The following is a 24,711-nucleotide window of genomic DNA, read 5'->3' on the forward strand; positions in this document are numbered from 1 at the left end:
CACACCCGTTCCCATACCGAACACGGAAGTTAAGCTCTCTAGCGCCGATGGTAGTTGGGACCTTGTCCCTGTGAGAGTAGGACGTCGCCAAGCAAGCGAAAACACGAGTCATTTGACTCGTGTTTTTTTGTATTGTTAAAAAGAATGGAAAAGAAGTAATGGTAATACAAACACGTTGCCCAAGAGTTAATCATATTATATAAGAGATGGGTGTATATTTTTCTGTGAATTGTTAAGGATTAGAAGTATAAAATAAGTTCACTTAAATAGGGAGGGAAGGTTATGAAATTACAAAGTGAAGTTTGTATTGTTTGTGAGACAAAAAGAAAAGAAGGCATATATGTTTATAATAATTTAATATGTTATGAATGTGAAAAGGATATGGTGAATACAGAGACAGATGATCCGAAATATATACATTATTTAAAGCAACTTCGAAAATTAGAAGTATCATATTTTTAAATAGGCATATGCCTATTATTTTTTTTGTTCTGTATAATAGATAGAGAATGAATAATAAGGAAGAGATGTAGATGAATCAAAATCATATGCCTTTATATGAGGCGTTAATAGAGTTTAAAGAAAGAGGGCCGTTATCCTTTCATGTTCCAGGTCATAAGAATGGTTTAAACTTCCCTCAGGAGGCAATAAGAGAGTTTAAAGATATTCTATCTATTGATGTAACTGAGTTAGCAGGACTAGATGATTTGCATAGTCCGTTTGAATGTATAGATCAGGCACAACAATTATTGGCTGAAGTGTATGATACAAAGAGAAGTTATTTTTTAATTAATGGTTCAACAGTTGGGAACTTAGCAATGATTTTGTCTTGTTGCGGGGAACATGATATTGTTCTTGTACAAAGAAATTGTCATAAATCAATTATTAATGGTTTAAAGCTAGCGGGAGCAAATCCCATTTTTTTAGATCCATGGATTGATGAAACTTATAGCGTACCAGTGGGAGTTCGTAATGAAATTATTAAGAAAGCAATTGGAAAATATCCAAATGCGAAAGCACTCATTTTAACGCATCCTAATTATTATGGTATGGGGATGGATTTAGAGGCAAGCATCGCTTTCGCACATGCACATAAAATCCCTGTTTTGGTAGATGAGGCACATGGGGCGCATCTTTGTTTGGGAGAACCATTCCCGAAATCAGCGTTAACATATGGTGCAGATATTGTAGTTCATTCTGCACATAAAACATTACCCGCAATGACAATGGGTTCCTATTTACATATAAATAGTCACTTAGTAGACGAAGAGAAGGTTACTACTTATTTAAGTATGCTACAATCTAGTAGTCCATCGTATCCAATTATGGCTTCCTTGGATATAGCACGCTTTACAATGGCGCGTATAAAAGAAGAAGGTCATGGTGAAATTGTTGAGTTTTTACGGAGATTTAAGGAACGGTTACGTTCTATTCCCCAAATCGCCATTTTAGAATATCCGTTGCAAGACGAGTTAAAGGTTACCGTGCAAACTCGTTGTCAGTTATCAGGCTACGAATTACAGTCCGTATTTGAAAAGGTCGGTATATATACAGAGATGGCTGATCCGTACAATGTTCTATTTATTTTACCCCTGCAAGCAAATGAGGGGTATATGAAGGTTATAGAGATGATTCGAGTAGCATTGCAACATCATGACGTGAAAGACAAGAGGGAATCTATTCGTTATACTTATAAAGATGAATTCTCTCCTTTGCCGTATACGTATAAACAACTAGAAGGATATGGAACAAAGATCGTATCTATAGAAGAAGCTGTTGGAATGATAGCGGCGGAAATGGTAATTCCGTATCCACCTGGAATTCCATTGGTTATATATGGAGAGAGAATTACTTCAGAGCATAAAGAGCAAATTATGTATTTAGAGAGAGCAGGAGCTCGTTTTCAAGGTAATACGAAATATATGAAAGTGTATGATATAGAAAGTAGGTTTTAGGATGAAGGGATTATTTGTAACAATTGAGGGCCCAGAAGGTTCAGGTAAAACAACGTTAATTAAAAGCTTATTGCCATATTTTGAACAAAAAGCACAAAAGGTAATGGCGACAAGGGAACCAGGTGGTATTGCAATTTCTGAGGACATTAGGACGATTTTACATAAACAAGAATATACGATGATGGAAGCACGTACAGAAGCGCTTCTTTATGCTGCTGCGCGCAGACAACATTTAGTAGAAAAAGTTATGCCAGCACTTAATGAGAACTATCTCGTGTTATGTGATCGTTTTATAGATAGTTCTTTAGCATATCAAGGCTATGCAAGAGGATTGGGTATGGATAAGGTATTTGAAATAAATCGTTTCGCAACAGAGGACTGTATGCCTAGTTTAACAATTTATCTAGACATTGAGCCTGAGGTTGGTTTGGCTCGGATTGAAAAAGATGCAGGACGCGAAGTAAATCGATTAGATATGGAAGATATCTCTTTCCATAAACGTGTGCGCGAAGGGTATTTAAAAGTTGTAGAACGTTTCTCGGATCGTATTGTATTGGTAAATGCTGATCAGCCGATGGAAAAACTTATAGAAGAAGTTGTTCAGATTATAGAAGATAAATTGTTATAATAGAAGGGAAGAATGAAATAAGTGAGGTATGCATTATGATGAAGACGTGGGAGCAGCTTTCTGCTATACAACCCATCGGTGTAAAAATGTTGATGAATAGCATTGCAAAAGAGCGTATATCCCACGCTTACTTGTTAGAGGGAGGGAAAGGTACGGGAAAGTTTGCGACAGCAATTCAAATGGCAAAGAGTTTCCTCTGTTCTCAGCGGAATGGAGTAGAGCCCTGTCATGCATGCACAAATTGTAAGCGAATTGATTCAGGTAACCACCCTAACTTACATATTGTAAAACCAGACGGATTATCTATTAAGAAGCAGCAAATTCATGATTTACAAGAAGAGTTTTCAAAAACAGGATTAGAGGCAAATAAAAAATTATATATTATTGAGCACGCAGATCGTATGACAGCAAATGCGGCAAATACACTTTTGAAATTTTTAGAAGAACCAAGTAGTGATACAACCGCTATTTTACTTACTGAACAAAGTCATCAAATTTTAAATACGATTTTATCTCGCTGCCAAGTTGTTACGTTTAGACCGTTACCTACGGAATCTTTAATTAGAAGATTACAGGATGAAGGTATTACAGCATCTTTATCGACACTTGCTGCCCAACTCACAAATAGTTTTGATGAAGCTTTAGCTTTATGTAGTGATGAATGGTTTGCACAAGCACGAGCTTTAGTGATAAAATTATGTGAAGCGCTCGAAAAAGATAAAACCTCTATTTTTTTTGTACAAGAAAAATGGGGAAAACACTTTGGAGAGAAAGAACAATTACAGCAAGGGTTAGATATGTTACTCCTTATTTATAAGGATTTATTATATGTTCAACTTGGAGAAGAAGATCGTCTTGTTTTTCATGAGCAGAAAGAGATGTTTGAATCGTTTTCCTATGCTCAGAAGCGCATTGTATCAGCTCTCTTTAATATATTAGAGGCAAAAAATAGAATCAACGCTAATGTAAATGCGCAGCTTGTGTTCGAACAGTTAGTGTTGCGGTTGCAGGAGGGATGACCGTTTTGTATGATGTAGTAGGTGTTCGCTTTAAGAAGGCCGGAAAGGTATATTACTTTGATCCAAATCAGTTCGATATCTCTGAAAATGAGTTTGTCATTGTAGAAACGGTAAGAGGTATTGAATACGGAAAAGTAGTTATTACCAAAAAGCAAGTTGATGAAAACGACGTTGTATTACCGCTAAAAAAGGTTATTCGTATTGCAAATGAAAATGATCGTACCATTGTTGAAGAGAACAAACATGCTGCAAAAGAAGCATATCAAGTCTGTCAACAAAAGGTAGTAGAGCATAATCTCGATATGAAACTTGTAGATGTAGAGTATACATTCGATCGTAATAAGATTATTTTCTATTTTACTGCGGATGGTCGGATCGATTTCCGCGAATTAGTGAAGGACTTAGCGGCAATTTTTAGAACAAGAATTGAACTAAGACAAATTGGTGTTCGTGATGAAGCGAAGATGCTAGGTGGTATTGGTCCATGTGGTCGTATGCTTTGTTGTTCTACTTTTTTAGGAGATTTTGAACCTGTATCCATTAAAATGGCAAAGGATCAAAATTTATCATTAAATCCTGCAAAAATCTCTGGTTTATGTGGTCGCTTAATGTGTTGCTTAAAATATGAGAATGATGAATATGAGGCAGCAAAGGAACAACTTCCTGATTTAGATCAACGTATACAAACCCCGCATGGTACTGGCCGTGTTATCGGATTAAATATTTTAGAAAGATTAATTCAAGTGGAACTAGTAGACAAGGAACGGATAGTAGAATATACGTTAGATGAGTTAGTGAATAAAGGGGTCGTTTCGAGTCAAACCACAGATTAATGAGGTGGGTGCTTGTGGAGAAAAAAGATATTTTTGAATCGGTTTCTAGTATGGAAGAGCAAATTGGACATTTATACAAACAGTTGGGAGAGTTAAAACAGCATCTTGCAGAGTTGTTGGAAGAAAACCAGCATATAAAAATGGAAAATAACAATTTGCGACACCGTTTTGAAGAAGTGCAGAATAAGGAAAAACAAAAAACTCAAAAACGTAAAGAAGTGAAGCCGAAAACAGATATTGGTGAAGGCTATGACAATTTAGCGAGACTGTATCAAGAAGGTTTTCATATTTGCAATCTACATTATGGAAGTGTACGTAAAGAGGGAGATTGTTTGTTCTGTCTGTCATTCTTAAATAAAAAGTGAAATTACCTTTCCGATTATAATTGGAAAGGTAATTTTTTATACATGAAATAGGGTAGGTTAAGGGTAAGAAAAGGAGCAGTATATGAATTTATATGAAGATGAACGTTTAGATTACTTATTAGCGCAAGACATGAAGATTATACAAAGCCCATCAGTATTTAATTTTTCTTTAGATGCTGTTTTACTGGCAGATTTTGCATGGGTACCAATTCAAAAGGGGAATTTACTTGATTTGTGTACAGGTAACGCAGTTGTCCCCCTTCTATTAAGTACAAGAACAAAAGGAAAGATTACTGGTGTGGAAATTCAAGAACGCTTATATGATATGGGAGTAAGAAGTGTTCAATACAATGGGTTGGAAGAAAGAATTCACCTCATACATGGAGACTTGAAAGATATGCCAGAGAAACTCGGGCGTCATCAATATGATGTTGTTACATGTAATCCGCCATATTTTCAAACACCTCAAACTTCAGAGAAAAATATGAATGAACATTTAGCGATAGCTCGTCATGAAATTATGTGTACATTAGAAGATGTTGTATCTGCAAGTAGTCAGTTAGTAAAACAAGGCGGGAAAGTAGCGTTTGTACATCGTCCAGGACGATTACTCGACATTATCACATTAATGCGTAAATATAAAATTGAACCAAAGCGTGTGCGATTTGTTTATCCTAAGATTGGAAAAGAAGCAAATACATTGTTAATTGAAGGAATTAAGGATGGAAATGCAGATTTGAAAATTTTACCACCACTCGTTGTATATGAGAACAATAACGAATATACAAAGGAGATACGTTCAATTTTATATGGAGAAGAATAAGCATTTTTTTTATGTAGTAGAGTGCTCTGATGGAAGTTATTATGCTGGATATACAAACCATATCGAAAAACGAATTCAGACTCATAATAGCGGCAAAGGAGCTAGGTATACACGTGCGAGGCTTCCTGTCGTTTTAAAATATGTAGAGACCCACGAAGATAAGCGTACAGCTATGCAAGCGGAGTATTATTTTAAGCAATTAACGAGAAAACAAAAAGAGGCATATATGCAAAAAGGAGAACGCTATGTGGCAACAAAAAAGCTTTCAACAAAATGAAAAGGGAGTTTTATATTTAGTACCAACTCCTATTGGAAATTTAGAAGATATGACATTTCGTGCAATCCGAATTTTAAAAGAAGTTGATTTAATTGCTGCTGAAGATACGAGACAAACGAAAAAACTTTGTAATTATTTTGAAATTGAAACACCTGTCACGAGTTATCATGAGCATAATAAAGAAGTAAGTGGAAAGAGAATATTAGAGAAGTTAGAGGATGGAAAGAATGTAGCACTTGTTAGTGACGCTGGTATGCCGTGTATTTCCGATCCAGGTTACGATATTGTTGTTGAGGCAGTAGCTGAGCAATATCATGTAATTCCGCTTCCTGGAGCAAATGCAGCCCTTACAGCATTAATTGCATCCGGTCTTGAAACAAAGCAGTTTTATTTCTATGGTTTCTTGCAGAGAAACAAAAAGGAACGGAAGATGGAGTTAGAAAAGCTTCGTTATGTACAAACTACAATGATGTTTTATGAAGCGCCTCATCGTTTAGATGATACTTTAATTTCGATGCAGGAAGTGTTGGGAAATAGAGAGATTGTATTATGTCGAGAGTTAACGAAAAAATTTGAGGAATTTATTCGAGGGACAATCGAAGAAGCAATTGAGTGGACGAAGCAAAATGAAGTACGTGGTGAGTTTTGTATTTTAGTAGCTGGTTCAACAGAAGAACCTGCTCCAGAAGAACAATGGTGGGAATCTCTTTCAGTATATGATCATATTGAACACTATATAAATGAAAAAGGTATGAATTCAAAAGAAGCGATTAAAACAGTCGCTAAAGATCGAGATTTGTCGAAAAGAGATGTATATCAAATCTATCATGTCGATAAAAAATAAGCTTCTCATAATTGAGAAGCTTATTTTGCTGTTTCGATATAATCTTGAAGTTCGTTTAAGATTTGCTCAGCGCCTTCTTTGCTTAAGATGATTTTACCTTCAGCTAAAGAAAGGTTACCGTCAGATACTTCACCAGTTACTTGGCAAGTCATGTTTGGTTTATATTTCTTTAAGATGATTTTTTCGTCATCAACATAGATTTCAAGAGCGTCCTTTTCTGCAATACCTAAAGTACGGCGTAATTCGATTGGAATTACTACACGACCTAATTCATCAACTTTACGAACAATACCAGTAGATTTCATAATTTTTTTCCTCCTAAATAAATAGTTTATAAGTTTCGAGTCTATTTTTAGATTCGTCATTTTTCGACAAAATACCCTATGGACATATGATACCAATCATTTACATTTCCGTCAATTCTTAAATTCTATATTTTTTAAAAAGATTTATAGATTTCTTATTTCTTATATATAATAGATTGAGAGGAAATTCCACAATTATTTACATTTTTTTCTGAAAAATTAACAAATTTAAGTGGAGATTGTATATTTTTTGAAATATGAGCAATAGATGATAAAGATATCGAGCATTAAGACCCAAAATTCAAAATTAGGTTGCCGTAAAGAAGATAAGTTAGATTCGGGCTGCTCGTAAAAGCCTGATTGATGTGGGCTAATAATCAGTGGGGATGAAGAAAAAACCCACTGATTAAAGTTTCACTTTATATATGAGTTTTTGATATACTGTTTATAAATACATATGAGGTTATTCGGGAGGTCCAAAACAATGACAGAGGAAAATAAGTCCTTTTATATTACTACCCCAATTTATTATCCAAGTGGAAAATTACACATTGGACATGCTTATACGACAGTAGCAGGAGATGCGATGGCACGATATAAGCGTATGCAAGGATATAATGTGCATTATTTAACAGGAACTGATGAGCATGGACAGAAGATCCAAAAGAAAGCAGAAGAGTTAAATATTACGCCACAGGCATATGTTGATAATATTGTTGCAGGAATTAAAGAGCTTTGGGAGAAGATGGATATCTCTTATGATGATTTTATTCGTACAACTGAAGATCGTCATAAAGATGTTGTCGAAAAAATCTTTAAGCAATTAGTAGATCAAGGTGATATTTATCTTGATGAATATGAAGGTTGGTATTCTGTACAAGATGAGACGTTCTATACAGAGCACCAATTAGTAGATCCAATTATGGAAGGCGACAAAGTAGTTGGAGGAAAAAGCCCAGATAGTGGTCATGATGTAGAACTTGTTCGTGAAGAATCTTATTTCTTTAGAATGGGTAAATATGTCGACAGACTATTAAAGTTCTATGAAGATAATCCACATTTCATTCAGCCGGAGTCTCGTAAAAATGAAATGATTAATAATTTTATTAAACCAGGATTAGAAGATTTAGCAGTTTCTCGTACTTCATTTGACTGGGGAGTTCGTGTTCCTGGTAACCCAAAACACGTTATTTACGTATGGGTTGACGCATTATCTAACTATATTACGGCATTAGGTTATGGTACAGCAAATGAAGAGAAATATAAAAAATTCTGGCCTGCAGATGTGCATTTAGTCGGGAAAGAAATTGTTCGTTTCCATACAATTTATTGGCCGATAATTTTAATGGCATTAGATTTACCTCTTCCGAAGAAAGTCTTTGCTCATGGCTGGATTTTAATGAAGGATGGAAAGATGAGTAAGTCAAAAGGAAACGTAGTAGATCCAGTTACATTAATCGATCGTTACGGATTAGATGCATTACGTTATTACTTACTTCGTGAAGTTCCATTTGGATCTGATGGCGTATTCACACCAGAAGGATTTGTGGAGCGTATTAATTTCGACTTAGCAAATGACTTAGGTAATTTATTAAATCGTACAGTAGCTATGATTGATAAGTACTTTAAAGGAGAAATCCCTGCATTTAAAGCAAATGTAACGGAATTTGATGAAACGTTAGTAATGTTTGCACAAGATACTTTGAAAAAAGTAGAAGAAGCAATGGAGAATATGGAGTTCTCTGTAGCGTTAGGATCTATTTGGCAATTGGTTAGTCGTACGAATAAATATATTGATGAAACGCAACCATGGGTATTAGCGAAAGATGAGAATGATCGTGAAAAGTTAGCTTCTGTAATGGCTCATTTAGCAGAAGTACTTCGTCAAACAGGTATTATGCTTATGCCGTTCTTAACAGTAGCACCAAGCAAGATGTTTGCTCAGCTTGGCCTTACTGAAGAAGCTTATAAATCTTGGGAAAGTCTATCTACAATTGGCTGCATTCCAGCTGGAACAAAAGTAGAAAAAGGAAACCCAATTTTCCCTCGTTTAGAAATAGAAGTGGAAGTAGAGTACATTAAAGAACAAATGAAAAGCTCTGCTCCTAAAGTAGAAGAGAAAAAAGAAGAAGAACCGAAGGCAGAAGAAATTACAATTGATGATTTCTTTAAAGTAGAATTACGCGTAGCTGAAGTACTATCTGCTGAACCGGTGAAAAAAGCAGACAAGTTGTTAAAAATTCAACTAGACTTAGGCACAGAAAAGCGTCAAGTTGTTTCTGGAATTGCAAAATTCTATTCGCCGGAAGACTTAAAAGGTAAAAAGGTTATTTGTGTAACAAACTTAAAACCTGTAAAATTACGCGGTGAATTATCGCAAGGCATGATTTTAGCGGGTGAAGAGAATGGCGTATTGTCATTAGCATCAATTGACCAAAATCTACCAAATGGTACAAAAATCAAGTAATTAAGACAAGAAAAGAGATGTTTCACGTGTAACATGTGTGAAGCGTCTTTTTTCTTTTTACACTCTCTATTTTTGCATTAAGATTGTAGTATTGTTATCGTTAAGTTATTAAAGAACTTATTTTTGTAGAATAAACTTGATTTCAATATAAAAGGAGTTATGTATTATGTTGTTTGATACACATTCACATTTGAATGCAGAGCAATTTGAAGAAGATTTGCAAGAAGTTATTGTCCGAATGAAAGAAGCGGGAGTTACTTATACAGTTGTTGTTGGTTTTGATGAAGTAACGATAAAAAAGGCGATGGAATTAGCTGAATCCTATGATTTTATTTACGCTGCGGTTGGATGGCATCCAGTTGATGCAATTGACATGACAGAAGAACATTTAGCTTGGTTAGAAGAACTTGCTTCTCATCCTAAAGTCGTTGCACTTGGAGAAATGGGCTTAGATTATCACTGGGATAAGTCTCCAAAAGAAATACAGAAAGAAGTATTTCGTAAACAAATTGCATTAGCTAAAAAAGTGAAATTGCCGATTATTATACATAACCGCGATGCAACTCAAGATATTGTTGATATTCTAGAAGAAGAGAATGCAGCTGAAGTAGGAGGCATTATGCATTGCTTTAGCGGCAGCGTAGAAGTAGCAAAGCGATGTGTTGATATGAACTTTTTAATTTCATTAGGCGGACCAGTTACATTTAAAAATGCTAAGAAGCCGAAAGAGGTTGCTACGGAGATTTCATTAGAGAAATTGTTAATAGAGACGGATTGTCCGTATTTAACGCCGCATCCATTTCGAGGGAAACGAAATGAACCGAGTTATGTAAAACTCGTAGCAGAAGAAATTGCGAATTTAAAAGGAATTTCTTATGAGGAAGTAGCAGAAGTGACAACCAAAAATGCAAAAGTTTTATTTGGTATTGAATAAAAAAGAATGGGGAAACCTGTTCTTTTTTGTTTTGAGAAAACACTAGTAGAAGTGATGAAGAAAATAAATGTGAATGATGAAGTGTTACAATAAGGAGAGAGAACAAAGATTTTTCTATTCTATTTTTTAAAATATAAGAATGGGGAAAATAATAATGGAAAAGTCGTCATTTTTTTGTTTTACTAAGTAGAGACGAAACGAGTGTGGAGGCAAGCATGAAAATAAAAGAGATTATCGTTGTAGAAGGTAAAGATGATACAGTTGCGATTAAGCGTGCTGTTGATGCGGATACAATTGAAACGAACGGTTCAGCAATCGGTGATCATGTTATTGAGCAAGTTAAATTAGCGCAGCAAAAAAGGGGCGTTATTATTTTCACAGATCCGGATTATCCTGGAGAGCGTATTCGAAAAATTATTTCTGACAAGGTTCCCGGCTGTAAGCATGCCTTTTTACCGAAGGAAGAAGCGCTTGCTAAAAGGAAAAAGGGTGTTGGGATCGAACATGCTTCTAATGAGTCGATTCGCCGTGCTCTAGAGAATATACATGAAGAAATGGAAGCTTACACAAGTGAAATTAGCTGGAGTGATTTAGTCGATGCAGGCTTAGTGGGCGGAGAAATGGCAAAGAGCCGCAGAGAAAGAATGGGTAAGCTATTAAAGATTGGTTATACAAATGCAAAACAGTTACATAAACGATTACAGATGTTTCAAGTTTCAAAGGAATCATTTGGAGAAGCTTATAAGCAAGTAATACAGGAGGAAAAAAAATGAAGGATATCGCAACGCCAAATCGTACTAAAGACATTGTTGAAAAGTATGGATTTTCATTCAAAAAAAGTTTAGGGCAAAACTTTTTAATTGATACAAATGTATTAAATCGTATTGTCGATCATGCAGAAATTGATTCAGAAAGTGGTGCAATTGAAATTGGACCAGGTATTGGTGCATTAACAGAGCAATTAGCGAAGCGTGCTAAAAAAGTAGTGGCTTTTGAGATTGATCAAAGACTATTACCAATTTTAGATGAGACGTTAGCGCCATATGGTAACGTTACAGTTATTAATAAAGACGTACTAAAAGCGGATGTACATGAAGTATTTAATGAGCAATTTGAAGAAGGGCAAGATGTAATGGTAGTAGCTAACTTACCATACTATATAACAACGCCAATTTTATTTAAATTGCTTGAAGAAAAGTTACCAGTTCGTGGGTTTGTTGTTATGATGCAAAAAGAAGTTGGAGATCGTTTAGCTGCTAAACCTGGAACGAAAGAGTATGGTTCTTTATCGATTGCCATTCAGTATTATACAGAAGTTGAAACAGTTATGACTGTACCGCGTACAGTGTTTGTACCACAGCCAAATGTTGATTCTGCAATTATTCGCCTTCTAAAGCGCCCTAAACCGGTTGTAGAGGTGAAGGATGAAACGTTCTTCTTTGAAGTAGTACGAGCAAGTTTCGCACAGCGCCGTAAAACTTTAATGAATAATTTATCAAATAATTTAAATGGTTTCCCGAAAGATAAGGAGTTATTGGATCAAATTTTAACAGAAGTAGGAATTGATCCAAAGCGAAGAGGCGAAACGCTATCTATTGAAGAGTTTGCAACATTAAGTAATGCATTAGTTATTCATAAATTATCATAAGAATATGCAAGGGACAGTTCAACTTGAACTGTCCCTTTTGTCACCTTTCGCCCTCTAAATTCATATTTTAAAAACAGGTAAGATTGCCTAATGAGTTTGGAGGTAGGAGAATGGCTTTACATGTTGGAGAATTAGTGGAACGATATTCTCATAAGAGGGATATTCTTTTTCGTATTATAGAAATAAAAGGCGAGATAGCTATATTGTTTGGAGAGGAAATTAGACTGGTGGCGGATGCGCCACTTGAAGATTTAATTAGTATAGATCAACGAGAACATAAAAAAAGGGTGAAGCGTGAGAAAGAAACAATGGAGCGCACGTATCGTTTGTTTCAACAAGATTATGTATTAATGAAACAAAGGCATGAACATACTTCAACTGGTGGATACACAAGTGAGGTGAATTATTTTCAAATGCCGGGACGTGTATTGCATATAGATGGAGACCCTTTATATTTGCGCAAGTGTTTAGACTTATATAATAAAATTGGCGTTCCTGTACAAGGTATTCATTGTAAAGAAACGGAGATGCATGAAAAAGTAGTAGATTTAATAGATCACTTTCGCCCAGACATTCTCGTTATTACAGGGCATGATGCATATACAAAATCAAAAGGAGTGAAGGGAGATTTAGCAGCATATAGGCATTCAAGGCATTTTGTACAGGCTGTTCGAGAAGTGCGAAAAAAATATCCATCATTGGATCAACTTGTTATTTTTGCTGGGGCATGTCAATCTCACTTTGAGGCACTAATTCGTGCAGGGGCCAATTTCGCTAGTTCACCATCTAGAATTAATATTCATGCACTAGATCCTGTATATGTAGTTGGTAAAATTAGTTTTACTTCATTTATGGAGAGAGTCAATGTATGGGATGTCGTACGTAATACAATTACTGGTGAAAAGGGACTAGGCGGCATTGAAACGAGAGGGATTTTACGAACGGGATTACCTTTTCAACATTACGAAGAGTAAGCAGGATACATATGTATCTTGCTTTTTTGTATGGAAGGATTTAAATGAATTTGGATAAAAAGAGGCAAGAACGTACAGACTACGTAATGATACTTTTACAATATAGTATTTCTTCTATCTATTCAAACGCAGGATGATATTAGCTGTGAATCGCGGTTAATAATTAGGATAGATATATCGTGTTTTAAGTGTTCAATCTAAATTACAGCGAGGTGTAGCGAAGTATATGTCAAAACGTTTAGATGAAATTAAAAGCGAATTAGATCACCATCTTGGACAGCGACTTATGTTAAAAGCAAATAGTGGAAGAAGAAAAACTGTAGAGCAATCAGGTGTACTAGCAGAAACATACCGTTCTGTTTTTGTTGTACAATTGGATCAACAAGAAGATGCGTTGCAACGTGTATCTTATAGTTACGCAGATGTTTTAACAGAGACAGTAGAGTTAACATTTTATGGAGACCCTCATAGTGAGGTCATTTTATAATTCGCATATCATTACATATATTCCCATAAATGAAAAGCTATATTATTTTGCATACTAACTATACCGTAGCAAAATAAGGAGGGACTCTGCATTGAGTAGACGAAGAGGTGTCATGTCAAACCAATTTAAAGAAGAGCTAGCAAAAGAGCTTGGCTTTTATGATGTTGTTCAGAAAGAAGGATGGGGCGGAATTCGTGCGAAAGATGCTGGTAACATGGTGAAACGTGCTATAGAAATTGCAGAACAGCAATTAATGAAACGAAACCAGTAGTTGTAAGATACTTTCTATGCTACGGTGGCCGAGGAGACATTCCTCGGCTTTTTGTACTCTAAAAGGTGCCATCATTTTACATAAGTAGTTTCATTCTGAATGCTTTTCGTTATAATTAGGGAAGTGTCATCGTCTTACTATAAATTTATGGTAAAATAAACGATAAAAGATTGAGTACATAGAGTGGGTGAATAGATTGAAGCTACTAGTGAAAGCACCAGCAAAGATTAATCTGTCGTTAGATGTACTGGGAAAAAGACAAGACGGATATCATGAAGTGAAAATGATTATGACAACCATTGATTTAGCAGATCGTCTAGAACTAACGGAATTAGCAGAAGACCGTATTGAAATTTTATCCCATAATCGGTATGTCCCAGACGACCAACGGAATTTAGCTTATCAGGCAGCGAGATTATTAAAAGAGAAGTTTAATGTAAAAAAAGGTGTATCTATTACTATTGAAAAAACGATTCCAGTAGCAGCTGGATTAGCAGGTGGAAGTAGTGATGCAGCAGCGACATTACGTGGTCTTAATAAATTATGGAATTTAGGGCTTACAATTGATGAGTTAGCAGAGCTTGGCGCAGAAATTGGATCAGATGTGTCGTTCTGTGTATACGGCGGCACAGCAATTGCTACTGGAAGAGGAGAGAAAATTGAGCATATAAAGACTCCGCCTTCTTGTTGGGTTATTTTAGCGAAACCACATATAGGTGTATCTACTGCTGATGTGTATGGAAATTTAAAGTTAAATCGAGTTACACATCCAAATGTAGATAAAATGGTTGATGTCATAAATTCTGGGGATTATAAAGGGATTTGTGATACTGTTGGTAATGTTTTAGAAGATGTAACATTTGGAATGCATCCTGAAGTTGCCCGTATTAAATCACAGATGAAGCGATTCGGAGCGGATGCTGTATTGATGAGTGGAAGTGGTCCAACTGTATTTGGACTTGTACACCATGATTCGCGAATGCATCGCATTTATAACGGATTAAAAGGATTTTGTGAACAAGTCTATGCGGTACGTTTATTAGGAGAGCGAGAAACGCTTGAATAAAGACGTATAATACGTTATGATTTGTTTAGAATATTCGTGATTTGAGGTGAGAGTATGAAAATTAGAAGAAGTACAAGATTAGTCGATATGACTTATTACTTGCTACAAAACCCTCGTCGGCTAGTATCTCTCACTTTTTTTGCTGAAAGGTATCAATCGGCTAAGTCTTCCATTAGTGAAGATTTAGTTATTATTAAGCAAACGTTTGAACAACAAGGGGTCGGCACATTGCAAACGATACCAGGAGCAGCAGGAGGAGTGAAATATATACCGTATATAAGTGAAGAAGAGGCAGATCTAATTATTGATGAGCTTTGTGGCTTATTTGAAAACCCAGATCGTATTTTGCCTGGCGGTTACTTATACATGACAGATTTATTGAGTAATCCTCGCCATATTAATGGCGCGGGTCGTTTGTTTGCTTCTGTTTTTGCTAGACAACCAATTGATGCAGTTATGACTGTAGCAACGAAGGGGATTCCACTTGCTTATGCAGTGGCAAATTACTTAGATGTACCAGTTGTAATTGCAAGGAAAGATAATAAGGTAACAGAAGGTCCGACTGTTAGTATTAACTATGTGTCGGGTTCCTCTAAACGAATTCAAACAATGACATTAGCAAAACGCAGCCTTCCAGAAGGATCGAATGTTTTAATTATTGATGACTTCATGAAAGCTGGCGGAACGATTCAAGGTATGATGAGTATGTTAGAAGAGTTCAAGGCTAATGTTGTTGGTATTGGTGTATTAGTAGAATCCACAGATATTGAAGAACGACTAATTAATAATTTTGTATCATTAATTCGTCTATCGGAAGTTGATGTGAAAGAAAAAACGATTCAAGTGGAAAAGGGGAATTATTCTCTTGCACCATTTGATGAAGGGCTTGTAGAGGCTGAATAAAGGATAGAGCAGATAGCTCTATCTTTTTTTATTTTATTTATAGATTATAAAATAGATGGACAAACTGCCTTTCGTACACTATTTTTAAAGAGTAAAATAAATAATAAAAGGGTGAAAAGTATGAAAGTTGTTCAAACAAGCAAGGCACCACAAGCAATTGGACCTTATTCGCAGGGGATTATTGTAAATAATATGTTCTATAGCTCAGGACAAATTCCATTAACGGCAAATGGGGAGCTTGTAACAGGAGATGTAACAGTACAAACAGAACAAGTATTTCAAAATTTACAAGCGGTATTAGAGGAAGCAGGTGCTTCATTTGATACAGTCGTAAAAACAACAGTATTTTTAAAGGACATGGATGATTTTAGTGCTGTGAATGAAGTATATAGCTCTTATTTCTCTACTCATAAACCAGCTCGATCTTGTGTACAAGTAGCAAAATTACCGAAAGATGTTTCCGTTGAAATTGAAGTAATCGCCCTAGTTAAGTAACCTTTTGTAAGCGATAACCTCTACTAATCTCTATATTCAACTACATTAAAAATTTTTATCTTAAAAATTTTTAAAAAATTAAAGGGAAAATAGAAAATTTGTGGAATTTATACAAATATATCGCTTATTTAGAAAAGGGTGGTGAACACAAGATGGAAGTGACTGACGTAAGATTACGCCGCGTAAACACAGAAGGCCGCATGAGAGCAATTGCCTCTATTACTTTGGACCATGAATTTGTTGTTCATGATATTCGTGTAATTGATGGTAATAATGGATTGTTTGTAGCAATGCCAAGTAAACGTACTCCAGATGGAGAGTTCCGTGACATTGCACATCCGATTAATTCTGGTACACGCTCTAAAATTCAAGATGCGGTTTTAACAGAGTATCATCGTTTAGGCGAGTTAGAAGAGGTTGAGTTTGAAGAAGCAGGTGCTTCGTAAAATTCGAATGAAAAGGGCTTTGATAAAAAGTCTTATAATTTTGTAGCAAACTCCTGTAAGCATTTACAGGAGTTTGTTTTTTTTTTTGCTTTATATTCGGAAATTTCATAATCCATTAACATAAAAAGAAGAAACTACTAATTTTTTCAAAATCATTTTAAATAGTATAGCTTATTTCTTAAAAAAGATACTAAAGAGTAAAACATCTTATAAGAATTATGGTAAAATTTAATAGTTAAAATGTGTTTCTTGAAATATATGATGATTTAGGATAATATCTTTAATGGATAAATAGGTTGCGATGGAGGGTCTATATGTCAAACAGATTTGCAGTGATTCTAGCTGCAGGTAAAGGCACACGTATGAAGTCTAAGCTATACAAAGTGCTGCATCCTGTATGTGGAAAACCTATGGTACAACACGTAGTCGATCAAGTATCTCAATTAGGATTGCAGAAACTTGTAACGGTTGTTGGACATGGTGCTGAAATGGTACAAGAACAGCTAGGGAACGTAAGTGAGTTTGCATTACAAGCAGAACAACTTGGTACAGCACATGCTGTAGATCAAGCTGCAAGTGTACTTGCAAATGAAGAAGGAACAACTTTAGTTATTTGTGGTGATACGCCGCTAATAACTGCTGAAACGATGGAAGCATTACTTCAGCAACATAAAGAAGCAGGAGCAATGGCTACGGTGCTAACAGCGTACATAGAAGAACCTGCTGGATATGGCCGTATTGTTCGTAATGAGAATGGTCATGTTGAAAAGATTGTTGAGCATAAAGATGCAAATGAGAAAGAATTAGCTATTAAAGAAATCAATACAGGTACGTATTGTTTTGATAATAAGGCTTTATTTGCTTCACTTTCTAAAGTTTCAAATGATAACGTGCAAGGTGAATATTACCTTCCAGATGTTATTGAGATTTTAAAAAATGAAGGTCATATCGTATCAGCTTATCAAACAGAGCAGTTCGATGAAACGTTAGGTGTTAACGACAGAGTCGCTCTATCGCAAGCGGAAATTATTATGAAAAACCGTATCAACCGAAAGAACATGGTAAATGGTGTTACAATTATTGATCCAAGTAACACTTATATTTCTGCTGATGCAATTATCGGTAGTGATACAGTTCTTCATCCAGGAACAATTATTGAGGGGAACACTGTAATTGGTTCTGATTGTGAAATTGGACCGCATACAGTAATTCGTGATAGTGAAATTGGAGATCGTACGACAATTCGTCAATCTACTGTACATGATAGTAAACTTGGTACAGAAGTATCGGTTGGTCCATTTGCACATATTCGCCCAGATTCAGTTATTGGAGATGAAGTACGCGTTGGAAACTTCGTGGAAATCAAAAAGACTGTCTTTGGTAATAGAAGTAAAGCTTCACACTTGAGTTATATCGGGGATGCACAAGTTGGAGAAGACGTGAATCTTGGTTGTGGTTCAATTACGGTGAACTATGACGGTAAGAATAAATTCAAAACTGTGATTGGTAATGGGGTATTTATTGGATGTAATTCAAACCTTGTTGCTCCAGTAACAGTTGAAGATGGTGCTTATGTGGCAGCAGGCTCTACAATTACAGAGAATGTTCCATCAAAAGCATTATCGGTAGCACGTGCACGTCAAGTTAACAAAGAAGACTATGTTGATCAATTGCTGAATAAGAAAAAATCATAATGTGGAGGGTTAATCTAGATGTCGACTCAATATCTAAATTCTAATTTGAAAGTATTCTCTTTAAACTCTAATAAGGAACTTGCTGAGCAGATTGCAAAGCATATTGGAGTAGGGCTAGGAAAATGTTCTGTTGATCGTTTTAGTGATGGAGAAGTTCAAATTAACATTGAAGAAAGTATCCGTGGTTGCGATGTATTCATTATTCAATCTACAAGCTTCCCAGTAAACGAACATATCATGGAATTACTTATTATGATCGATGCATTAAAACGTGCATCTGCGAAAACAATTAATATTGTTATTCCTTACTATGGTTATGCGCGTCAAGACCGTAAAGCGCGTTCTCGTGAACCAATTACATCGAAACTTGTAGCAAACTTGCTTGAAACAGCAGGTGCAACTCGTGTAATCACTCTAGATTTACATGCTCCACAAATTCAAGGGTTCTTTGATATCCCAATCGACCACTTAATGGGTGTACCGATTCTGTCTGATTACTTTGAAACAAAAGGTCTTAAAGATATCGTAATCGTGTCTCCTGATCATGGTGGTGTAACTCGTGCAAGAAAAATGGCGGATCGTCTAAAAGCGCCAATCGCTATTATTGATAAGCGTCGTCCTCGCCCGAACGTATCAGAGGTAATGAACATTATCGGTAATATTGAAGGCAAAACAGCAATTTTAATTGATGACATCATTGATACAGCTGGTACAATTACATTAGCAGCAAACGCTCTTGTTGAGAACGGCGCTTCTGAAGTATATGCTTGCTGTACACACCCAGTATTATCTGGCCCAGCAATTGAGCGTATTCAAAATTCAAATATTAAAGAGTTAGTTGTAACGAACTCTATCGTATTACCGGAAGAGAAGAAAATCGACAAAGTACATGAACTTTCAGTTGCTCCATTAATCGGAGAAGCAATCATTCGTGTATACGAAGAAGAATCTGTGAGTGTATTATTCAATTAATTGGATAGAATGAGACGTAACCAAAATTGGTTACGTCTTTTCGTATCGAAAAAAGAAAGTAGTGGTACAAGAATGAAATTGATAGTAGGACTTGGGAACCCAGGTAGAGAATATGAATTAACAAGGCATAATATTGGATTTATGGCCATTGATGAACTTGCGAAGCGTTGGAACATTTCTTTGAATGAACAAAAATTTAAAGGTGTATTTGGTGCAGGGTTTGTTAATGGAGAAAAGGTAATCTTATTAAAGCCGCTAACATACATGAATTTATCTGGGGAAAGTATTCGTCCACTCATGGATTATTATAAAATTGATGTTGAGGACTTCGTTGTTATGTACGACGATTTAGATATTCCTGTAGGTAAATTACGTCTTCGCATGAAAGGTAGTGCTGGTGGACATAATGGTGTAAAGTCAACGATTTCGCACCTAGGAACACAAGAATTTCAACGTATCCGTATGGGAATTGATCGCCCCAAAAATGGAATGAAGGTAGTCGATTATGTATTGGGACGCTTTACATCTGAAGAGACTCCGGATGTTAACTATTCTATTGAAAAAGCAGCGGATGCATGTGAAGAGTGGCTAAATAAGCCTTTTCTCCAAATCATGAATACTTTCAATAGTTAAAAATGAGATTGGGAATATTTATCTTTTGTTTTACCCATACTAGTAGTAATTGAATTTTTAGGAGGCTAGTATGGAAGGGTATTATTATTGCAGACATTGCGGAGGTAATGTAGGCTCCATTAACGCAGAAAAAGTATATAGCGACGTTTTATTTCAACTAACAGAGCAAGAAGTAGTAGAGATGATTCATTTTCATGAAAATGGAAATATATATATAAAAACGATTTGTGAATCGTGTCAAGAAACGCTCGCATCTTATCCTGAGTATTATGAATATGAAAAATTTCTGCAATAAAATGTTGTCGCTTTGGCGTGTCCAAAGCATTTTTCTGTTTTCCTTTTCCAAAATATTTGCATAAAATAGAATGACTTGCTCTTTATGTTGAGAGGAGTTTTAAAAATGATAGGTTTATTAGAGCAATTTTATAAAAATGAAGAGATACAATCGGTTATTAATGGATTAGAAGATGGGTTAAAGGAACAACTTATATCAGGGATGGCAACATCTTCTCGTTCATTATTAATGGCGGCTTTATATAAAAAAACAAAAAAATCACAATTAATCGTGACACATAACTTATACCAAGCACAAAAAGTACATGAAGATTTAGTGGCGTTACTTGGTGAAAAAGATGTGTGGCTATATCCAGTGAATGAACTGATAGCATCGGAAATTGGGGTTGCAAGTCCGGAATTGAAGGCGCAACGTATAGAAGTGTTAAATCGCTTGGCTGCGGGAGAGAATGGAATCATTGTAGCGCCAGTGGCAGGATTGCGTAGATTTTTACCAATAAAGGAATTGTGGAAGCAAAAGCAAATTGAAATCAATCTAGGGCAAGAGATTGATTTAGATGCGCTCTTGTACACTTTACATCATATTGGCTATGAGCGTAAGTCGATGGTAGAAGCCCCAGGGGAGTTCAGTTTGCGCGGGGGAATATTAGACATTTATCCTTTAACTGAAGAACTACCATTTCGTATTGAATTTTTCGATACAGAAGTCGATTCTATTCGATTATTTGATGTCGATGAACAGCGCTCTCAAGGTAAAAAAGAAAGCGTTAGGTTTGGTCCGGCAACAGAATTTTTATTTTCACAGGAAGAATTAAAATCAGGAATTCAGCATCTTGAAGAAGGTCTGACTAAGACGATGCAAAAACTTTCTGATGATAAATTAAAGACTACAGTGCTTGAGACGGTAAGCCATGAAATTGAGATGTTGAAAAACGGGCAAAGTATAGAACAGATGTTTAAATACTTATCTATTTTCTATAAAGAACCTGCTAGTCTGATAGATTATTTACCAGAAGACGGTGTTGTAATTTTAGATGAGATTTCCCGTATTCAAGAAACAGCATCACATCTTGAAACAGAAGAGGCGGAATGGTATATATCACTTCTCGGTGAAGGAACGATTATTCAAGATTTATCTTTCTCTCACGCATTCGAGGGATTTCTTCATCATAAAAAAAGAAGTTTTGTATATTTAACGTTATTCTTACGTCATATCACACACACACATCCACAAAATATTGTGAATGTAACATGTAAAACAATGCAAGATTTCCATGGGCAGATGAATTTGTTAAAAACAGAAATTGATAGATGGAATGAAGGGCATTTTACGACTGTTGTACTTGGAACAGATGATGAACGTGTGAAAAAATTACAACATATTTTAAGTGATTATGATATTGAGGCAGATATTGTAGAAGGCACAGATATCTTATTACCTGGAAGGTTACAAATTGCTGTAGGTGATTTACATGCAGGGTTTGAAATGCCGATGCAAAAGTTTGTTGTCATTACTGAAAAGGAACTTTTCCATAAGAAAGTTAAAAAATCACAACGTAAACAAAAGTTATCGAATGCTGAACGTATTAAAAGTTATTCGGAATTAAAAGTTGGGGATTATGTAGTTCACGTAAATCATGGTATAGGTAAATTTTTAGGTATTGAGACATTAGAGATTAATGGTGTTCATAAAGATTATTTAAATATTAAATATCAAGGTAATGATAAGCTATACGTTCCAATTGAACAAATTGATCAAGTCCAAAAATATGTAGGGTCTGAAGGTAAGGATCCGAAAGTTTATAAATTAGGCGGAAATGATTGGAAAAAGGTTAAAACGAAAGTTGAAAAATCTGTACAAGACATTGCGGATGACCTAATTAAACTATATGCTGAGCGCGAAGCTTCAAAAGGCTATGCATATACGCCAGATACGGCAGAACAACAAGAGTTCGAATCATCTTTCCCATATCAAGAGACAGAGGATCAGTTACGTTCTATTGACGAAATTAAAAAAGATATGGAACGGGGACGCCCGATGGATAGGCTCCTTTGTGGTGATGTAGGGTATGGAAAGACTGAAGTGGCTATTCGTGCGGCATTTAAAGCAATTATGGATGAAAAACAAGTTGCAATTTTAGTACCGACAACGATTCTTGCGCAGCAACACTATGAAACAATTCGAGAGCGTTTTCAAGATTATCCAATCAATATAGGATTATTAAGTAGATTCCGTACGAGAAAACAACAAAATGAAACGATTAAGGGCTTAAAGGATGGCACAATAGATATTGTAATCGGAACACATCGTATTTTATCTAAAGATGTTACTTATAAAGATTTAGGGCTTCTTATTATTGATGAAGAACAAAGATTTGGCGTGACGCATAAAGAAAAAATTAAACAATTGAAGGCGAATGTTGACGTATTAACATTAACGGCAACTCCGATTCCACGGACGCTTCATATGTCTATGCTTGGTGTGCGCGACTTATCTGTTATTGAGACACCACCAGAAAATCGTTTCCCAGTCCAAACGTATGTAGTAGAGTATAATCCAGCATTAATGCGAGAGGCGATAGAGCGAGAGCTTGCAAGAGGCGGTCAAATTTACTTCCTATATAACCGTGTAGAGGATATTGAAAGAAAAGCAGATGAAATTTCGATGTTAGTTCCAGATGCTCGCGTAACGTACGCACATGGGAAAATGAACGAAAGTGAATTAGAGTCTGTTATGCTATCATTTTTAGAAGGGCAGCATGATGTTCTTGTAAGTACAACAATTATAGAGACGGGTGTAGATATTCCGAATGTAAATACGTTAATTGTATTCGATGCAGATCGTATGGGATTATCACAGTTGTATCAGCTTCGTGGGCGTGTTGGACGTTCTAATCGTGTTGCGTATGCATACTTTGCTTATAAACGTGACAAAGTGCTCTCAGAGGTTGCAGAGAAGCGTCTGCAAGCAATTAAAGAGTTCACGGAACTTGGATCTGGTTTCAAAATTGCGATGAGAGATTTATCTATTCGTGGAGCAGGTAATTTGTTAGGGGCAGAACAGCATGGATTTATTGATTCTGTCGGATTTGATCTATATTCTCAAATGTTAAAAGATGCAATTGAACAGCGTAGAGGAACAGATGGGGCTGAAAATACAGTTAATGTTGAAATTGACTTAGAGGTAGATGCATACTTACCAGATGCTTATATTTCAGATAGTAAGCAAAAAATTATGATGTATAAACAATTTAGAGGTGTTTCTACAATTGAGGATATTGAAGAACTGCAGGAAGAAATGATCGATAGATTCGGTGATTATCCACAAGAAGTTGGTTATTTATTACAAATTGCAAATATTAAAGTGTTGGCAATGAAAGAACAAATTGAGTTAATCAAGCAAAATAAATTTGAAGTAACATTCCTGTTTTCGGAACAAGCAAGCCAAAATATTGATGGTGGAAAATTATTCATGCTCGGAAATAGTTTTGGGCGTATGATCGGTCTAGGAATGGAAGGATCACAATTGAAAATTGTTATGAAAACAAATGGCTTAGAGACATCGAAGTGGTTAACAATTGCTGAAAATTTATTAAAAGGCTTACCAGATGTGAAAAAAGAAGTAATAAATGCCTAAAATAAGATAAAAAAATACAATTCGGCGTGCATAGAAGAACTAATGTGTAAAATACTATGTCTAACAGTTGGTGATTTTTACATGAACAGGTAAATTCACCACTTTGATCATCAGTAGAAAGTGAGGCAGCATTAGAATGAAAGCAACTGGAATCGTACGTCGAATTGATGATTTAGGCAGGGTAGTAATCCCGAAGGAAATTCGTAGAACTTTACGTATTCGAGAAGGAGACCCACTAGAAATATTTGTTGATCGCGATGGAGAAGTAATTTTAAAGAAGTATTCTCCAATTAGTGAACTAGGTGATTTTGCAAAAGAATATGCTGAGGCTTTATATGACAGCTTAGGACATAATGTGCTTGTGTGTGATCGAGATTCTATCATCGCAGTATCAGGCGTATCGAAAAAAGAATACTTAAATAAAAGTGTTGGCGATCTAATCGAAAAAACGATGGAAGAACGAAAGTCTGTTATTATGACGGACGAAAGTGATATTTCTATTATCGATGGTGTAACAGAAAAGGTTCATTCTTATACAGTTGGACCGATTGTTGCAAATGGAGACCCAATTGGAGCCGTCATTATTTTTTCAAAAGAAGCTATTATAAGCGAAATCGAGCATAAAGCGGTTAATACTGCTGCCAGTTTCTTAGCGAAACAAATGGAACAGTAAGGGTATATAGATTTTAGAAGTAGTAATCTTTCCTAATTATGATCTTTCTTTTTGAGAAATCAATTATT

27 protein-coding genes and 1 rRNA gene are annotated in these 24,711 nt (G+C 35.7%); 27 read left to right on the forward strand and 1 reads right to left on the reverse strand.

All coding sequences use genetic code 11. The features are described 5' to 3' along the window. The 10 genes from rrf to rsmI all read left to right on the forward strand — a co-directional run. A 5S ribosomal RNA gene (rrf, locus tag MR170_RS15865) occupies positions 1–93 on the forward strand; the annotation flags it as partial. 189 nt (positions 94–282) lie between these two features. After that, on the forward strand, positions 283–462 hold the full coding sequence (locus MR170_RS15870) for a sigma factor G inhibitor Gin (protein ID WP_000776279.1): 180 nt from the start codon (positions 283–285) through the stop codon (positions 460–462). A 71-nt stretch (positions 463–533) separates the two neighbouring features. Further along, positions 534–1,955: an aminotransferase class I/II-fold pyridoxal phosphate-dependent enzyme gene (locus MR170_RS15875; RefSeq protein ID WP_088115361.1), complete on the forward strand. Its 1,422-nt coding sequence runs from the start codon at positions 534–536 to the stop codon at positions 1,953–1,955. A 1-nt stretch (position 1,956) separates the two neighbouring features. Next, positions 1,957–2,583, forward strand: coding sequence for a dTMP kinase (gene tmk, locus MR170_RS15880; RefSeq protein WP_016079527.1), 627 nt, complete (start codon positions 1,957–1,959; stop codon positions 2,581–2,583). Between the two features lie 35 nt (positions 2,584–2,618). After that, entirely contained in the window at positions 2,619–3,602 is a 984-nt protein-coding gene (gene holB, locus MR170_RS15885) for a DNA polymerase III subunit delta' (RefSeq protein ID WP_242308621.1), read from the forward strand. Positions 3,603–3,607: 5 nt separating this feature from the next. Continuing rightward, positions 3,608–4,435, forward strand: a complete 828-nt coding sequence (locus tag MR170_RS15890) for a PSP1 domain-containing protein (protein ID WP_000272429.1) — start codon at positions 3,608–3,610, stop codon at positions 4,433–4,435. Positions 4,436–4,449: 14 nt separating this feature from the next. Next, positions 4,450–4,800 carry a DNA replication initiation control protein YabA gene (gene yabA, locus MR170_RS15895; RefSeq protein ID WP_000412063.1) on the forward strand — a complete coding sequence of 117 codons (351 nt, stop codon included), beginning with the start codon at positions 4,450–4,452 and terminating at the stop codon, positions 4,798–4,800. A gap of 82 nt (positions 4,801–4,882) precedes the next feature. Continuing rightward, positions 4,883–5,623, forward strand: coding sequence for a tRNA1(Val) (adenine(37)-N6)-methyltransferase (locus MR170_RS15900; protein WP_043935441.1), 741 nt, complete (start codon positions 4,883–4,885; stop codon positions 5,621–5,623). Continuing rightward, complete coding sequence (locus MR170_RS15905; protein ID WP_043935440.1) at positions 5,610–5,900, forward strand: GIY-YIG nuclease family protein; 291 nt, start codon at positions 5,610–5,612, stop codon at positions 5,898–5,900. Before MR170_RS15900 ends, MR170_RS15905 begins: the two co-directional genes overlap by 14 nt. Further along, entirely contained in the window at positions 5,869–6,744 is an 876-nt protein-coding gene (gene rsmI / locus MR170_RS15910; protein WP_043935439.1) for a 16S rRNA (cytidine(1402)-2'-O)-methyltransferase, read from the forward strand. Before MR170_RS15905 ends, rsmI begins: the two co-directional genes overlap by 32 nt. Before the next feature lie 20 nt (positions 6,745–6,764). Here the strand turns inward: rsmI and MR170_RS15915 are convergent, their stop codons facing one another. Continuing rightward, the gene (locus MR170_RS15915; RefSeq protein ID WP_000843036.1) at positions 6,765–7,049 is read right to left on the reverse strand and encodes an AbrB/MazE/SpoVT family DNA-binding domain-containing protein; all 285 of its coding nucleotides are present in this window, start codon (positions 7,047–7,049) and stop codon (positions 6,765–6,767) included. 484 nt (positions 7,050–7,533) lie between these two features. Between MR170_RS15915 and metG the strand changes: the two genes are divergently transcribed. The 17 genes from metG to spoVT all read left to right on the forward strand — a co-directional run bounded on the left by metG (position 7,534) and on the right by spoVT (position 24,643). Beyond that, on the forward strand, positions 7,534–9,516 hold the full coding sequence (gene metG, locus MR170_RS15920; RefSeq protein WP_242308623.1) for a methionine--tRNA ligase: 1,983 nt from the start codon (positions 7,534–7,536) through the stop codon (positions 9,514–9,516). Between the two features lie 166 nt (positions 9,517–9,682). Further along, on the forward strand, positions 9,683–10,450 hold the full coding sequence (locus MR170_RS15925) for a TatD family hydrolase (RefSeq protein WP_242308624.1): 768 nt from the start codon (positions 9,683–9,685) through the stop codon (positions 10,448–10,450). 215 nt (positions 10,451–10,665) lie between these two features. Then, positions 10,666–11,223, forward strand: a complete 558-nt coding sequence (gene rnmV / locus MR170_RS15930; protein ID WP_000692837.1) for a ribonuclease M5 — start codon at positions 10,666–10,668, stop codon at positions 11,221–11,223. Then, positions 11,220–12,098: a 16S rRNA (adenine(1518)-N(6)/adenine(1519)-N(6))-dimethyltransferase RsmA gene (gene rsmA / locus MR170_RS15935; RefSeq protein WP_016079522.1), complete on the forward strand. Its 879-nt coding sequence runs from the start codon at positions 11,220–11,222 to the stop codon at positions 12,096–12,098. Before rnmV ends, rsmA begins: the two co-directional genes overlap by 4 nt. Positions 12,099–12,208: 110 nt before the next feature. Next, entirely contained in the window at positions 12,209–13,072 is an 864-nt protein-coding gene (yabG, locus tag MR170_RS15940) for a sporulation peptidase YabG (RefSeq protein ID WP_001173734.1), read from the forward strand. Between the two features lie 226 nt (positions 13,073–13,298). Next, positions 13,299–13,559 (forward strand): biofilm formation stimulator Veg, encoded by a 261-nt coding sequence (gene veg / locus MR170_RS15945; RefSeq protein ID WP_016079521.1) that lies wholly within the window; start codon positions 13,299–13,301, stop codon positions 13,557–13,559. A 91-nt stretch (positions 13,560–13,650) separates the two neighbouring features. After that, a complete protein-coding gene (gene sspF, locus MR170_RS15950) occupies positions 13,651–13,830 on the forward strand; it encodes an acid-soluble spore protein SspF (RefSeq protein ID WP_002094215.1) in 180 nt (59 codons plus the stop codon). A gap of 196 nt (positions 13,831–14,026) precedes the next feature. Further along, a complete protein-coding gene (gene ispE / locus MR170_RS15955; RefSeq protein WP_140163885.1) occupies positions 14,027–14,896 on the forward strand; it encodes a 4-(cytidine 5'-diphospho)-2-C-methyl-D-erythritol kinase in 870 nt (289 codons plus the stop codon). 54 nt (positions 14,897–14,950) lie between these two features. Further along, the gene (gene purR, locus MR170_RS15960) at positions 14,951–15,799 is read left to right on the forward strand and encodes a pur operon repressor (protein ID WP_016079519.1); all 849 of its coding nucleotides are present in this window, start codon (positions 14,951–14,953) and stop codon (positions 15,797–15,799) included. 120 nt (positions 15,800–15,919) lie between these two features. Then, the gene (locus MR170_RS15965) at positions 15,920–16,294 is read left to right on the forward strand and encodes a RidA family protein (RefSeq protein ID WP_016079518.1); all 375 of its coding nucleotides are present in this window, start codon (positions 15,920–15,922) and stop codon (positions 16,292–16,294) included. Positions 16,295–16,446: 152 nt separating this feature from the next. Further along, complete coding sequence (gene spoVG / locus MR170_RS15970; protein WP_000454041.1) at positions 16,447–16,740, forward strand: septation regulator SpoVG; 294 nt, start codon at positions 16,447–16,449, stop codon at positions 16,738–16,740. A 314-nt stretch (positions 16,741–17,054) separates the two neighbouring features. Next, the gene (glmU, locus tag MR170_RS15975) at positions 17,055–18,434 is read left to right on the forward strand and encodes a bifunctional UDP-N-acetylglucosamine diphosphorylase/glucosamine-1-phosphate N-acetyltransferase GlmU (protein ID WP_000071039.1); all 1,380 of its coding nucleotides are present in this window, start codon (positions 17,055–17,057) and stop codon (positions 18,432–18,434) included. An 18-nt stretch (positions 18,435–18,452) separates the two neighbouring features. After that, on the forward strand, positions 18,453–19,406 hold the full coding sequence (locus tag MR170_RS15980) for a ribose-phosphate diphosphokinase (RefSeq protein ID WP_000107420.1): 954 nt from the start codon (positions 18,453–18,455) through the stop codon (positions 19,404–19,406). 72 nt (positions 19,407–19,478) lie between these two features. Then, positions 19,479–20,039: an aminoacyl-tRNA hydrolase gene (gene pth, locus MR170_RS15985; RefSeq protein WP_080117268.1), complete on the forward strand. Its 561-nt coding sequence runs from the start codon at positions 19,479–19,481 to the stop codon at positions 20,037–20,039. A 70-nt stretch (positions 20,040–20,109) separates the two neighbouring features. Then, complete coding sequence (locus MR170_RS15990; RefSeq protein ID WP_000399438.1) at positions 20,110–20,334, forward strand: anti-sigma-F factor Fin family protein; 225 nt, start codon at positions 20,110–20,112, stop codon at positions 20,332–20,334. 105 nt (positions 20,335–20,439) lie between these two features. Next, positions 20,440–23,970 (forward strand): transcription-repair coupling factor, encoded by a 3,531-nt coding sequence (gene mfd, locus MR170_RS15995; RefSeq protein ID WP_043935435.1) that lies wholly within the window; start codon positions 20,440–20,442, stop codon positions 23,968–23,970. Positions 23,971–24,106: 136 nt separating this feature from the next. Continuing rightward, positions 24,107–24,643 carry a stage V sporulation protein T gene (gene spoVT / locus MR170_RS16000; RefSeq protein WP_000648306.1) on the forward strand — a complete coding sequence of 179 codons (537 nt, stop codon included), beginning with the start codon at positions 24,107–24,109 and terminating at the stop codon, positions 24,641–24,643. Positions 24,644–24,711 lie beyond the last annotated feature (68 nt).

The sequence above is a fragment of the Bacillus cereus group sp. BfR-BA-01524 genome (genome assembly GCF_022662595.1).
In the GTDB taxonomy this organism is placed as follows: Bacteria; Bacillota; Bacilli; order Bacillales; family Bacillaceae_G; genus Bacillus_A; species Bacillus_A thuringiensis_S.

Bases quoted from the DNA above. Each gene is read 5' to 3' on its own strand.
- glmU (WP_000071039.1), top strand. From the start codon at position 17,055: ATGTCAAACAGATTTGCAGTGATTCTAGCTGCAGGTAAAGGCACACGT.
- spoVG (WP_000454041.1), top strand. From the start codon at position 16,447: ATGGAAGTGACTGACGTAAGATTACGCCGCGTAAACACAGAAGGCCGC.
- spoVT (WP_000648306.1), top strand. From the start codon at position 24,107: ATGAAAGCAACTGGAATCGTACGTCGAATTGATGATTTAGGCAGGGTA.
- MR170_RS15925 (WP_242308624.1), top strand. From the start codon at position 9,683: ATGTTGTTTGATACACATTCACATTTGAATGCAGAGCAATTTGAAGAA.
- MR170_RS15875 (WP_088115361.1), top strand. From the start codon at position 534: ATGAATCAAAATCATATGCCTTTATATGAGGCGTTAATAGAGTTTAAA.
- MR170_RS15965 (WP_016079518.1), top strand. From the start codon at position 15,920: ATGAAAGTTGTTCAAACAAGCAAGGCACCACAAGCAATTGGACCTTAT.
- MR170_RS15990 (WP_000399438.1), top strand. From the start codon at position 20,110: ATGGAAGGGTATTATTATTGCAGACATTGCGGAGGTAATGTAGGCTCC.
- yabG (WP_001173734.1), top strand. From the start codon at position 12,209: ATGGCTTTACATGTTGGAGAATTAGTGGAACGATATTCTCATAAGAGG.
- MR170_RS15980 (WP_000107420.1), top strand. From the start codon at position 18,453: ATGTCGACTCAATATCTAAATTCTAATTTGAAAGTATTCTCTTTAAAC.
- MR170_RS15915 (WP_000843036.1), bottom strand. From the start codon at position 7,049: ATGAAATCTACTGGTATTGTTCGTAAAGTTGATGAATTAGGTCGTGTA.
- rsmA (WP_016079522.1), top strand. From the start codon at position 11,220: ATGAAGGATATCGCAACGCCAAATCGTACTAAAGACATTGTTGAAAAG.
- MR170_RS15870 (WP_000776279.1), top strand. From the start codon at position 283: ATGAAATTACAAAGTGAAGTTTGTATTGTTTGTGAGACAAAAAGAAAA.
- pth (WP_080117268.1), top strand. From the start codon at position 19,479: ATGAAATTGATAGTAGGACTTGGGAACCCAGGTAGAGAATATGAATTA.
- metG (WP_242308623.1), top strand. From the start codon at position 7,534: ATGACAGAGGAAAATAAGTCCTTTTATATTACTACCCCAATTTATTAT.
- rnmV (WP_000692837.1), top strand. From the start codon at position 10,666: ATGAAAATAAAAGAGATTATCGTTGTAGAAGGTAAAGATGATACAGTT.
- MR170_RS15905 (WP_043935440.1), top strand. From the start codon at position 5,610: ATGGAGAAGAATAAGCATTTTTTTTATGTAGTAGAGTGCTCTGATGGA.
- purR (WP_016079519.1), top strand. From the start codon at position 14,951: ATGAAAATTAGAAGAAGTACAAGATTAGTCGATATGACTTATTACTTG.
- rsmI (WP_043935439.1), top strand. From the start codon at position 5,869: ATGTGGCAACAAAAAAGCTTTCAACAAAATGAAAAGGGAGTTTTATAT.
- veg (WP_016079521.1), top strand. From the start codon at position 13,299: ATGTCAAAACGTTTAGATGAAATTAAAAGCGAATTAGATCACCATCTT.
- mfd (WP_043935435.1), top strand. From the start codon at position 20,440: ATGATAGGTTTATTAGAGCAATTTTATAAAAATGAAGAGATACAATCG.
- MR170_RS15900 (WP_043935441.1), top strand. From the start codon at position 4,883: ATGAATTTATATGAAGATGAACGTTTAGATTACTTATTAGCGCAAGAC.
- holB (WP_242308621.1), top strand. From the start codon at position 2,619: ATGATGAAGACGTGGGAGCAGCTTTCTGCTATACAACCCATCGGTGTA.
- tmk (WP_016079527.1), top strand. From the start codon at position 1,957: ATGAAGGGATTATTTGTAACAATTGAGGGCCCAGAAGGTTCAGGTAAA.